Below are 12,660 nucleotides of genomic sequence, written 5' to 3'. Positions count from 1 at the left end.
CGACGGAACCGACAGCCGTGCCTTGACGCGCCTTGGCGCGCGAGAAACGGACGCTGTCGGCCCTGAAGCGATTCACTGCAAACGGGAAGATGTTTCACGTGAAACATCCTCATCCACAAGGGCTGAAACGCCCAGCATCATCTGCATGGATCGACGCTCACGAGGCCGACGCGCACGAAGCCGCACACCCGAGACAACCGACTTGAAAAGCCCAGCATCACCTGCGCGGGCCGACGCTCACGGGACAATGCGCCCGAGATAACCGCCGCTCGCGAGGCAATGCGCCCGAGACAATCCGCACGAAGCGGCTCGCGCGAGCCATACGCGAGAGCCATACGCAGAAGGGCCCGCCGCATCATGCGGCGGGCCCTTCAAGCGCTCCAACGCTCCGCTTCGCCAGCGAAACGAGGGTTACTCCTCGGAGTCTTCGGAGTCGACCCCGCCATCGTCGGGCACGGGCGCACCCTCGGCGGCATCGGCGGCGCCAGAGGCATCGCCTCCGCTGCCCGCAGTCCCTTCGGCGCCCTCCTCCATGTCGTCGATGGAGTCCTCGTCGAGCTCCTCAGCCTCGCCGGGCTTCACGGACGCCTTCTTCTTCTTGCCGCGCGTGGAGATGGCCACAGCGGTCACGCGGTCGTCGTCGGCCACGTTCATCACGCGCACGCCCTGCGTCGAGCGGCCGAGCTCGGAGATGCCGGACACCGGCGTGCGCACGCACACGCCGTCCTCGGACATGATCATGATCTCGTCGTCGACGGCAACGATCTTCATGGCGGCCAGAAGGCCCTTCTTCTCCGTCATCGTGATGGTGAACACACCCTGGCCGCCGCGATGATGCTCGGGATATTCGGCGACCGAAGTGCGCTTGCCGTAACCCTTCTCCGTGATCACGAACAGGTCGGTGTCGTCCTGGGCGATCTCCATACCCAGCACCTTGGCGATGGGCGGCACGTTCATGCCGCGGACGCCCATGGTGTCGCGGCCCATCGCGCGCACTTCGCCCTCGTCCCACATGATGGCCTTGCCGGCAGAAGACACCATGAGCACCTTCTCGCCAGGAGCCACGCGACGCACGCTGATCAGGCGGTCGTTGTCCTTTAGGTTGATGGCGATGAGGCCGTCGCGGCGGGTGCGGTCGTACAAGTCCATCGAGGTCTTCTTTACCATGCCGTGCTCGGTGGCGAACATCAGGTACTCGTCAGACGGGAAGTCCTTCGTCGCGATGACGGCGCTGATCGTCTCGCCCTTCTCGAGCGGCAGCAGGTTCACGATGGCGGTGCCGCGCGCGTGGCGGCCGGCCTCGGGCAGCTCGTACACCTTGAGGCGGTACACCTTGCCCTTCGTGGAGAAGAACAGCATGTAGGAGTGCGTGGACGCCACGAACAAATGCTCCACGTAGTCGTTGTCCTTGAGGTTCACGCCCTGCATGCCCTTGCCGCCGCGCTTCTGCTGGCGGTAGGTGGCCACCGGCAGGCGCTTCACGTAGCCGGACTTCGTCACCGTGACCACCATGTTCTCCTCGGCGATAAGGTCCTCCACGTCGAGGTCCTTCGCCGCCTCGGACAGAAGCGTCTTGCGCGGGCTGCCGAACTTCTTCTTGACCTCCAAAAGCTCTTCTTTGATGATCTCGCGAACGAGCTTCGGATCGCCGAGCACGCGCTTGTAGTAGGCGATCTTCTCCAAAAGCTCGGCCAGCTCGGACTCGATCTTGTCGCGTTCCAAGCCGGTCAGGCGGCGCAGACGCATCTCAAGGATGGCCTCGGTCTGCTTCTTCGAAAGGCCGAAGCGCTCGATCATGCGCTCGGAGGCCTCTTTGTCGGTCTGCGACGAGCGGATGATGTGGATGACCTCGTCGATGTTGTCGAGCGCGACGATGAGGCCCTGCAGGATATGCGCGCGCTCCTCGGCTTTGGCCAACTCGTAGCGCGTGCGGCGCACAATGACGTCTTCCTGGTGGGCGATGTAGTAGTGCAGCATCTCCTTGAGCGACAGCACGCGCGGCACGCCGTCCACAAGCGACAGCATGATCACGCCGAAGCCCACCTGCAGCTGCGTGTGCTTGTACAGCTTGTTGAGCACCACCTGCGGGATGGCGTCCTTCTTAAGGTCGATGATGATGTCGATGCCGTGGCGGTCGGCGCCGTCGTGGATGTTGCTGACCTCGGGAAGCTTCTTCTCGCGCACGAGCTCGCCAAGCTTCTCGAGCAAGCGCTGACGGTTCACCTGGTAGGGGATCTCCGTCACCACGATGGAGCTCTTGCCGTTCTTGCCCTCCTGCACCTTGCACTTCGCGCGCACGGTGAGCGAGCCGCGGCCCGTCTCGTACGCGTCACGGATGCCCTTCTTGCCCATGATGATGCCGCCGGTGGGGAAATCCGGGCCGGGGAGGACCTTCATCAAATCCTCGGTGGACACCTCCGGATCGTCCAGCATGAGGCAGGTGGCGTCGATCGTCTCGCCCAGGTTGTGCGGCGGGATGTTCGTGGCCATGCCCACGGCGATGCCGTTCGAGCCGTTGACGAGGAGGTTCGGGAAGCGGGCGGGCAGCACCGTGGGCTCTTCCAAGCTCTCGTCGTAGTTCGGTTGGAAATCCACCGTCTCCTTGTCGAGGTCGCGCAGAAGTTCCATGGCAGCGCGGTCGAGGCGCGCCTCGGTGTAGCGCATGGCCGCCGCGCCGTCGCCGTCGATGGAGCCGAAGTTGCCGTGGCCGTCGATCAGCGGCACGCGCAGGCTGAAGTCCTGCGCAAGGCGCACCATCGTGTTGTACACGGCGGAATCGCCGTGCGGGTGGTACTTGCCGATCACGTCGCCGACGGTACGCGCCGACTTCATGTGCGGTCGGTTGGGCGTGTAGCCGCTCTCGTTCATGGCGTAGAGGATGCGGCGGTGCACCGGCTTCAAACCGTCGCGCACGTCGGGGAGCGCGCGCGAGACGATGACGCTCATCGAGTACTCGAGGAACGACGCTTGCATCTCCTTGCCCAGGTAGGCCGAGCGGACGATGGTTCCCTCGCCGCCGTTGGCCCCCTCGATGATGGAGCCGTGCGGAGCGCCGAACGACGAGGTGTCGATCAGCGAGCGGGCGCGGTCCTCGTCGGACACGCCCACGCCCGTCAGACGGGTTGCGGATTCTCCCTCGTCCTCCGTTTCGCCGTCCGTTCCATCCGACGCGCCGTCAGCCTCCGCATCGCGGGCAAGCTCCGTGCGACGGGCGTCGCCCCTTTCCCCCGCTCCGGATTCGGCATCGTAATCCGCTTCGGCGCGCGAAAGCATCTCGTCGAACGCGCCGTCGCGGCCGGCGTCTTCGCCGCGCGCGCCGTCGGTCGGCTCGAAATCTTCAGTGTTGTCTGCCATGTGTCTCCTTGGTTCTGACATGTTTCACGTGAAACAATCCCTCGGGAAGGCTCCGGCGGCCCTGCGACCGCCGAAGCGCTAGATGTCGAGGAAGCGGACGTCGCGGGCGTGCTTCTGGATGAACTCCTTGCGCGGCTCCACCAAGTCGCCCATGAGCTCGGACACGACGCGCTCGGCCTCGGCCGCGTCGTCGATGTTCACCTGCAGAAGCGTGCGGGTGGCCGGCTCCATGGTCGTCTCCCACAGCTGGTCGGGGTCCATCTCGCCGAGGCCCTTGTAGCGCTGGACGTCGAAGCGGTTGGGATCGTCGTACTCGGCGAGCGTCGCGGAAAGCGCGCTCTCGTCGTAGATGTAGCGCTCGATCTTCGGGCTGCGCGAGTTCTTCTTCTTCAAACCGAAGATGGGCGGCTGGGCGATGTAGATGTAGCCGCGGTTGATGAGCTCCGGCATGTAGCGGTAGAAGAACGTGAGCAGAAGGCAGCGGATGTGCGCGCCGTCCACGTCGGCGTCGGTCATGATGATGATGCGATGGTAGCGCGCTTGGTCGGCGTCGAAGTCGTCTCCGATGTTCGTGCCGATGGCCGTGATGAGCGAGCTGATGGTCTCGCTGGAAAGCGAGCGGTGCAATCCGGCGCGCTCCACGTTAAGGATCTTGCCGCGCAACGGCAGGATGGCCTGCGTCTTGCGATCGCGCGCCTGCTTGGCCGAGCCACCTGCGGAATCGCCCTCTACGATGAATATCTCGGACTCGGACGGGTTCTTCGACGAGCAGTCGGCCAGCTTGCCGGGCAGCGCGAACGAGTCGAGCACGCCCTTGCGGCGCGTCATCTCGCGCGCCTTGCGCGCGGCCTCGCGGGCCTTCAGCGCCTGGGTGGCCTTGCCGATGATGCGCTTTGCGGGCGTGGGGTTCTCCTCGAGGTACTCGCCAAGCCCCTGCGCCACGGCGTTTTGCACGAGGGGGCGGATCTCGGTGTTGCCGAGCTTCGTCTTCGTCTGGCCCTCGAACTGCGGGTCGTGCAGCTTCACGGAGATGATGGCCGCCAAACCCTCGCGCGTGTCATCGCCGGAGAGGTTGGAATCCTTCTCCTTGAGGATGCCCTTGCTGCGCGCGTACTCGTTGATGGAGCGGGTGACGGCCTGCTTGAAGCCGTCGAGGTGCGTGCCGCCCTCGTGGGTGTTGATGTTGTTCGCGAACGCCATGACCGAGTTCGTGGAGTACGACGTGGACCACTGCATGGCCACCTCCACGGTGCCGTCGGCGTTCTCGGCCTCGAAGTAGATGGGCTTGTTGAGCGTCTCCTTGCCCTCGTTGAGGAACTTCACGAAGTCCACGATGCCGCCCGCGTACTGGAACGTCTCGGTACGGGGCTTGCCGTCCGCATCCGTCACGCGCTCGTCATGCAGCACGATCTTGAGGCCCTTGTTGAGAAACGCCATCTCGCGGAAGCGGCTGGCCAGTGTGTCGTAATCGTACACGATGGTCTCAGTGAAGATGGCCGGGTCGGGCCAGAACGTGGTCTTGGTTCCCGTATGCTTCGCCGTTCCCACCTCGTGAAGCTTCTCGCAGGTCTTGCCATGGTCGAAGGCGATGGCGTACTCCTTGCCGTCGCGCTTGACGTTCACCTCCACGCGCGTGGACAGCGCGTTCACCACGGACACGCCCACGCCGTGCAGGCCGCCGGACACCTTGTAGCCCTCGCCGCCGAACTTGCCGCCGGCATGCAGGATGGTGAGGACCACCTCGACCGTGGGGATCTTCTCCTTCGGGTGCTTGTCCACCGGGATGCCGCGCCCGTTGTCCTCGACCGTGATCGAGTTGTCAGGATGGATCCACACCCCGATCTCGTCGCAGTAGCCGGCCAACGCCTCGTCCACGGAGTTGTCCACCACCTCGTACACGAGGTGGTGCAAGCCGCGGGGGCCCGTCGAGCCGATGTACATGCCGGGACGCTTGCGGACGGCCTCCAAGCCTTCGAGGACTTGGATGTCCGAACCGTCGTAATGGTCAGGTTTGTTTGCCACTGACATGCTCCTTTTGTAGTGCGATGGGGAGTGATGCGGCGCGCACGCACGCTTCGCCGCTAACTTTCAAATTCTACCATAGTAATTCGTGGTACCAATAAAAAACAAAGCGTTCAACAGCTTTGAGAAGCCGTTTGAGGGCCAATCGCACGATGACACGTTGGAAACGATGCAAATCGGCCCATAGAGCCGGGAGAGGGGCTGAAAAGCGGGAGCATGCGGCAGGGTGCGGAGCAGGAGAGAGCCGGGGTCGGAAGGCGGGAGGCGGGAAGCGGTGCGGCGGCAAGCAGTGCGGCGGCTGGATGTTTCACGTGAAACATCTTGCTGGTGGCGGCGCATCACCACGTTCGACACCGACGCGCGCCCGATGACGTCGCGCAGCGCCGCCTGCGCGGTCAGCGCCACGACGAAGCGGCAGTCCTCACCCGCGCGGGCGGCGGCGAGCAGGTCGTCGTCGAAGTGGTCGAGGTTCGCGACGGCGATGAACGCCTGGACGGTGCCCCGCTGCGCGCTGCTCAGCTGTCGACGCCCTCTTTGACCGCTTCCGGCGGCCCTCAACCGTCCCTCAATGTTTCACGTGAAACACCTTGCTGCGGCAAAACCTTTCGGAGGCTCACGTCGACGCTCTCTGCCCCTCCGTCAAACCAGGATCGACACGAACACGTGCGCGCCTCACCTCAAGCCGAACTTATTCCGAGCGGACGCTTCACTCGGCGGGCCGACCTGACCTCTGTCAATCTCGGTTTGACAGAGACCTCCGGCTCCCCCAGTGTTTCACACGAAACATCCAACCATGACGAACCCCTCGGCAGCTCGTGCCAACGTCCACGTCGATGTCCTTTGTCGATGCCTTCTTCTGGTTCCCGGTGTTTCACGTGAAACACTCCAGAGGGCGCCGCGGGGCGGGAACGGCGATTGCCAACGACCGCACACCCACGTCCCGGCGGGTAGCGCGCGGCGGGCGACGGGCGCGGGGCGGCGGTCAGCCTTCCGCGAGGGGAAGCCTCACCACGCGGGCGGCGGCGAGCAGGTCGTCGTCGAAGTAGTCGAGGTTCGCAGTGGTGATGAACGTCTGGATGTCGCCCGAGATGAAAGCCACGAGCGCACGGCGGCGGGCGGCATCGAGCTCGCTCATCACGTCGTCGAGCAAAAGCACCGGCTTCTGGTGCAGGATATCCTGCACGAGCGCCGCTTCGGCCAGCTTGAAGGCCAGCACGACGGAGCGCTGCTGACCCTGGCTCGCGAACGACGACACGTTGCGCCCGTCGATGAAGAGCTCGATGCGGTCGGCATGCGGCCCCACGAGCGCCCGACGACGCGCCCGCTCCTCGCCTCCGCGCGCGGCCAAAGCGGACGCGAGGGCCATGCGCGCGTCGTCCCTCCCAAAGGAGAACGTGGCGGGCGCGGCAGGGTCGTGCGCCTCCCACGAGGGGACATAGCAGGCGCGCAAGCGCTCGCGCCCATCGGCGATCTCGGCGTAATAGGATGCCATCCGCTCGGACAGCTTCTCGAACAGCGCGGCGCGGTAGCACGCCAGCTGCGCGCCGCACATGACGAGCGTTTCGTCGAGCGCCGCCACCAGCGACGCGGGAGCCTCGTCTTTGAGCAGCCGGTTTTTATGGCGCAGCACCTTCTCGTAATCGCGCCGAATAAGGTAGTGGTTCGCCGACAGCTGCGATCCCAGCGCGTCGATGGCCGCGCGGCGCACAGCCATCGACCCTTTCGCCAGCTCGAGGTCGTCGGGGGTGAACGTCACCGAAGGCACCAGCCCCTTGAGGTCGGCCGTGCGCTTGCCCTTCCCGTTCAGCAGAAACCGCTTGCGACCCTCGGCGATGCGCAGCTCGAGCTGAAGCTGGCGGCTGCCGTCGGTCGCATCAGCTGTCAAGCGGGCAAAAGGGGCGCCCATGCGCACAAGCTGCTCGACGGGCGGGTGCCGAAACGACGACTGCGCCGTGAGCAGCTGGACGCCCTCAACGACGTTGGTCTTGCCCACCGCGTTCGGCCCCACGAGCACCGTGAGCGGGCCGATGCCGTCCAGGTCGAAGCGCTCGTAGCTGCGAAAGTTCGCGAACGAGATATGACTGATCGACAGATCCACTTACGAGATGCGCACCGGCATGACGAGGTAGAGGAAGTTCTCGCCCTCGCCGGCCTTGAAGATGCCGGGCTTGAGGGACGACTGCACCTCGAGAAACACCTTATCTGTGCTCACCGAAGCCAGTCCGTCGAGCACGTAGGCGTAGTTGAACGCGATCTCCACGTCCTCGCCCTCGCCTTCGCACGGAAGCGTCTCCTGCGCCGAACCAACGTCCTGGGCGACCGCGGACAGCTGCGCCGTCTGGGAGGCGATGTTGATGTCGAACTTCACCGGCGAACTGGCCTGGCCCAGAAGCGAGGTGCGCTTCACGCCGGCCACGAGGTGGTCGACCTCCAAGCTCACGCGCGTGGCGTACGTGTCGGGCAGAAGCTGCCGGTAGTTCGGGAAGTTGCCCTCGATGCGCCGGTTGATGAACACCGTCCCGTGGTAGGTCACGACGATCTGGTTCTCGGCAAGCGCGATGCGCAGCGGGTCGTCCGAACGCGACAGCGACGCGATCTCCTGCAGAAACGCTCCGGAGATGACTGCTTGGAAGTCCTCGACTGCGGCATCTGGCACGTCGGCCTCGGTGATGGCGAGGCGGTACGAGTCGGTGGCCACCATCTTGAGCAGAGTTCCTTCGAGCGTGATGAGCACGCCCGTGAGGATCGCGCGGCTTTCATCCTTCGACACCACGCGCGCAACGCGCTTCACCATAGAGGCGAACTGCGAAAAGGGGATGGCTATCTCCTGCTGCACGTCCACATGGGGAAACCCGGGGAAGTCGTCGGCGTCGAGCGTCTTGATGGAGAACGACGCGGTGTCGCACGTGATGACCGCGGAATCGTCTTCAGCCTCCACGTGAACGGCGGCGTCGGGCAGGTTCTTCACGATCTCCGAGAACAGCTTGCCGGGAACGACGGCGCGGCCCTCACCCTCCACAAGCGCGGGGGCGGTGTACTGGATGGACAGTTCGAGGTCGGTAGCTTGCAGGGTGAGCGAATCGTTTTTCGCATCGAGGTAGATGCCCGAGAGGATGGGCAGCGTCGATCTCGTGGCGATGCCTTTGAGAACGACGGCGAGTGCGTTTTGCAGCTCCGATTGGTTGATGCTGAATTTCAACGGTGGTTCCTTCCCTCGAGGTTGCCTGCCATTATAAAACGTTCCGAAGTGTTTCACGTGAAACATCGTCCGAGAGTTTTTCGGACGATGGCAGATAGTGGGTTCTCAATAGTTCGATCTTCATCTCTTTATATATCTAAGGTTTTAATAATGATAATAATAAGGTCGGTGGAAATGTGGAAAACACGCATTCTCCCATGTGACGACCACTCTGTTATGCGTTTGCGGCGGTTGAGATCGAGCGCTTTCCTTCAACATGAATTATCGCTTTTGTTATCTCTCCCCATTCGGCACAGGGTTTTCGGCAGGTTGTCAGTCATGTTTCAGTCATGTTTCCGCAGAACGCGCGTTCGCTCGTTCTGCGGAACGATTGCCTTTCCGGATAGCCTGGGCCGGGTGCGGGCCGTAGCCCTGAAGCGGTTCGGCGCGAATCGTGCGTCCGGAATGTTTCACGTGAAACATTCCGGACGGGGTACCGCAGCCGGGGTGGATCTCCGAGATCTCCGCTCCGTCCCGTCCCGCCCCCGCGCTCCCTGCTCTTTCCCTCGGCCTTCGCTTTCCGCGAAGATGCCTTCGCCGAGTACGGTGCCGTTAGATCTCGCGGATGATCTGCCGCAACGTTTCCAGCTCTTCGCGCAGCTCGCGGTTCTCCTTCATCTTCTCCTCGATGTTGGTCACCGAGTACATCACGGTGGAGTGGTCGCGGTTGAATTTCTTGCCGATGTCGTTGAACGGCAGGTCGAGCATCTGCCGGCACAGGTAGATGGCGATCTGGCGGGCGTGGATGATCTCTCTCGCGCGTTTCTTGCCCACGAGCTCGGCGTGGCTCACCCTGTAGAACGTCTCGACCTCTTTTTGGATGTCGGCGATGGTGAGGCGCTTCGACGGGCCGCCCGAGAAGTGGTTCTCGAGGAGCGATCGCACGTCGTCGAGGCTCAGGTTCGGCTGGTTGAAGAAGGTCATCTGGTAGATGACCTTGGTCACGGCGCTCTTCAGCTCGCGGATGTTGGAGCTGGAGCTTTCCGCGATGTACATCTGGATGTCGGCGGGGATGTCGAAGTCGCGCGACCCCTCGGATTCCCGGTACTCCTCCACGAAGCTCTTCACGATGCCCAGCTTCGTCTCGATCTCCGGGGGCTGGATGTCGAAGGTGCCGCCGGAGTTGAAGCGGCTCTTGTAGCGCTCGTCGATGTCGATGTTCTTCGGCGCGCGGTCGGCCGAGAGGACCACTTGGCGGCCTTGGCTCGTCAGCTTGTTGAATATCTGGAACACGATGTCGAGCGTCTGCTTCTTGCCCTGCAGGTACTGGACGTCGTCGATGAGCAGCACGTCGGCTTCTTCGTAGCGCGTCTTGAAGTTCTTGTAGCTGGACTTCTCCTTGTCGTGTGCGGCGCTGGCCTCCATGTAGTCGCTCAGCAGCTCGGCCGAGTCCACGTAGACGACGGACAGGTGGGGCATCGTCTCGTTCACGTAGTTTTGGATGGCGCGCATGAGGTGCGTTTTGCCCAGTCCGGATTTTCCATAGATGAACAGGGGGTTCAGGTGCGCCTTCCCCGGCATTTCGGCCACCGCCACGGCCATGGAGTACGCCATGCGGTTCGAGTCGCCGATGACGAAGTTCTCGAACGTGAGCGTGGAGGTGGGGCCGTCGGCGCCGTTTTCCATGCCCGCCACCGAAGGATTGGCGCTTTCGGGGTTTGCGGCGGCGGGGCCGTCGGCGGTCGAGGATGCGTCGGCATCCGTCCCGGCGAGGTTCGGCGTCGTCATGGGCGCTGCGTGCTCGGCAGAGTTCTGAGGGGGAGCGGGCGCTGCGGGCTCGGCAGGGGTCGGCGTCTTTGCGGATGCTGCCTCCCCTGCGATCGTCGGCGCGGTTTCCGAGGGGCCGCCGCTCCTCTGGGCGGTAGCTGGCGCGGGCACGGCGGGCGCGAGGTCGACTTCTATGACCACGGTGAACGGCACCTGGTACAAATCAGCGAGCGCTTGCTTGATGAATTCGGCGTAGTGGCGCTCGATCCAGGTCTTGATGAAGTCGTTGTCGGCGGTGAGCATGAGGAACCCTTCGCTCATCGCTTGGGGGTGGAGCCGCGAGAAGAACGCGTTGACCTGGGTGGGGTCTATATTGTTGTAGCTCTTGATCTGGTCGCACACCTCTTGCCAGACCTGCTCGAGTTTTTCGCTGTTCATGGGCTGCTTCCTTCATCGGGCGTCGGTTCGCGCCTTGCGGCGCGCGGTTTCGAACCGCTCGCTTCGGCTCGATTGTATATCCATCAGAGCGAATTCGCCACCTGGTATCCCAGCTCCGTCAAGATGCGCTTCTGGCCGGCCGTCTTCTCTATGAGGCCCGCCTGTTCGAGTTTGGTGAGCGTGACGTGGGTGCTCGACTGGGGGACGCCGGTGAGGTGCACCAGGTCGGTCACGCCGAGGGCTCCTTCGCTGAGGAAGATCGGCAGGAATTCCCGCTCGCGGTTGGACAAGGGTGGAACGAGCGGGGCGATCGCATGCTGGGTCTGGGGATACGCTGCAGCGGGCTGGCCGAGGTACGCGGAGGTTTGCTGCGCAGGGTAGGGATAGCCCTGCTGGTAGGGCTGGGCTTGAACCTGCTGCTGGAACTGGGGATACGGTTGCTGCGGTGGGAACCCCGCTTGGTAGGCGGGGGCGTACTGCGAGGGGCCCGCGGGCAAGGGCTGCACGCCACCGGCCTGGTATTGCGGCGTTCCGGCCGCCGGCATGCCTCCGAGGCCGCTTCCAACGGTGGGCAGCCCCGTTTGCGCGGACGGGGCGAGCGCTGCCGCATGCGGGACCGTCGCTTCCGAAGGGGCGCTTTCCGTGCGGCCGAGCTCGTTGGCGGGCGCGAACTCGGTCGCGCCGGGCGCTTCCTTGAGGCTGATCGTCACCACCGAGCCTGTTCCCAGGTTGTCCTCGATCGAGATGGTGCCATGGGAGAACTCGAGGTACTCCTTGACGATGGGCAGACCCGATCCCACGCCGCGGATGTAGCGTTTCATCGGCTCGATGGCCGAGGTGAACCCCGGTAGCTGGGCTTTCTCCTTCTGAGGGATGCCCGGGCCTTGGTCGGCGAAGCGGATGGTGTTCCCGTCGTCGAGGATGGAGACGGTCACTTCGGCGAACCGTGCGTGGATGAAGTTCTCCGACACCTCGCGGATCACCGTGTAGGGGATCGTGCCGCCCGAGGTCTTCGCCTGCTCGTAAACCTTCGACGCGAGGTTCTCGATGAACTCTCCGGTAGGGGCCGGCTGTATTTCCGTGACGCGCGGCGCGCTGCGGAGGTCGTCGTACAAGGCGATGCGCGCGACGGCGTTCACGCGCGCGTAGTCGTACCCCTCTGCGTGCTCATCGGGGGTTTCATGGCTGTGATCTGCTCTTTCAATCTGGTTGTTCAATGGTGTTCCGTTTTTCAGATTCGATATTCAGCATTTTTCAACAATTTTCAACGGCATTGTAGCGCTTTTCCCCTTTTGAATCCATCCACCTGGGAGATTCCGTTGCTTTGAAAGTTGAAAACTTGCATCGATGAAAACTAAATGATGCTTTCCATAAGGTGTTTTCAACGTTTTCCACTTTTTATTCAGGAATTGTGGAAAACATCGCGAAAGACATCTGAAAGGGCGTACGGGCGTTGGTGTAAAACCTTCGCCGATTGTTGAAACCCGGCCCGGATCGACCTTGTTCTCGGAGAAATCGAAACCGGTGCCCTTATCTTTCGGCGGCCTTTCGCCGGGGTGTCCTCAAGGTGACGTTTTGCCTGGAGGTCACCGTAGATTGTGCTTTTGAAGTTAGAAAATACCAGGTCAGAAGCTTGTTGATAGCTTTGGTTTTCTTTCGTGCCTGATAGGAGGCTTATTCACGGAGAGAAAAAAGTGCTTGACAAAACGATTTCGTTGGGGATTTCCACAGGGGCTTACGAATGAACGCGAAGTTTTCCACGTTTTCCACAATCGAAGGGGGGTGCGGACAAAAAGTTGGACACTCCGGTGTCCGGATTGGAGTCCGCATGTACCCGTTGGAGACCAGGGAGCTCGCCGTGGAGGCCGTCGCGGCGGGGTTCAGCCTGACCGAGGCGGCCG

7 protein-coding genes are annotated in these 12,660 nt (G+C 63.0%); all 7 read right to left on the bottom strand.

The window, feature by feature from the left end; translation table 11 throughout:
* Positions 1–411: 411 nt before the first annotated feature.
* On the bottom strand, positions 412–3,273 hold the full coding sequence (gyrA, locus tag C2L80_RS06965; protein WP_275668745.1) for a DNA gyrase subunit A: 2,862 nt from the start codon (positions 3,271–3,273) through the stop codon (positions 412–414).
* 159 nt (positions 3,274–3,432) lie between these two features.
* Positions 3,433–5,382, bottom strand: coding sequence for a DNA topoisomerase (ATP-hydrolyzing) subunit B (gyrB, locus tag C2L80_RS06960; protein WP_204600545.1), 1,950 nt, complete (start codon positions 5,380–5,382; stop codon positions 3,433–3,435).
* A gap of 60 nt (positions 5,383–5,442) precedes the next feature.
* Complete coding sequence (locus tag C2L80_RS14320) at positions 5,443–5,934, bottom strand: SPFH domain-containing protein (protein WP_087197240.1); 492 nt, start codon at positions 5,932–5,934, stop codon at positions 5,443–5,445.
* 424 nt (positions 5,935–6,358) lie between these two features.
* Positions 6,359–7,474, bottom strand: a complete 1,116-nt coding sequence (recF, locus tag C2L80_RS06950) for a DNA replication/repair protein RecF (protein WP_092200492.1) — start codon at positions 7,472–7,474, stop codon at positions 6,359–6,361.
* On the bottom strand, positions 7,475–8,575 hold the full coding sequence (gene dnaN / locus C2L80_RS06945) for a DNA polymerase III subunit beta (RefSeq protein ID WP_103262910.1): 1,101 nt from the start codon (positions 8,573–8,575) through the stop codon (positions 7,475–7,477). It lies immediately after the preceding gene.
* A 591-nt stretch (positions 8,576–9,166) separates the two neighbouring features.
* Positions 9,167–10,759 carry a chromosomal replication initiator protein DnaA gene (dnaA, locus tag C2L80_RS06940; protein ID WP_103262909.1) on the bottom strand — a complete coding sequence of 531 codons (1,593 nt, stop codon included), beginning with the start codon at positions 10,757–10,759 and terminating at the stop codon, positions 9,167–9,169.
* Positions 10,760–10,842: 83 nt separating this feature from the next.
* Positions 10,843–11,976 carry an ATP-binding protein gene (locus C2L80_RS06935; RefSeq protein ID WP_087197231.1) on the bottom strand — a complete coding sequence of 378 codons (1,134 nt, stop codon included), beginning with the start codon at positions 11,974–11,976 and terminating at the stop codon, positions 10,843–10,845.
* Positions 11,977–12,660: the final 684 nt, after the last annotated feature.

Source organism: Rubneribacter badeniensis (assembly GCF_002899695.1).
In the GTDB taxonomy this organism is placed as follows: domain Bacteria; phylum Actinomycetota; class Coriobacteriia; order Coriobacteriales; family Eggerthellaceae; genus Rubneribacter; species Rubneribacter badeniensis.
This window is presented reverse-complemented; position numbering and strand designations above follow the sequence as displayed.

Bases quoted from the DNA above. Each gene is read 5' to 3' on its own strand.
- gyrB (WP_204600545.1), bottom strand. From the start codon at position 5,382: ATGTCAGTGGCAAACAAACCTGACCATTACGACGGTTCGGACATCCAA.
- dnaA (WP_103262909.1), bottom strand. From the start codon at position 10,759: ATGAACAGCGAAAAACTCGAGCAGGTCTGGCAAGAGGTGTGCGACCAG.
- gyrA (WP_275668745.1), bottom strand. From the start codon at position 3,273: ATGCTTTCGCGCGCCGAAGCGGATTACGATGCCGAATCCGGAGCGGGG.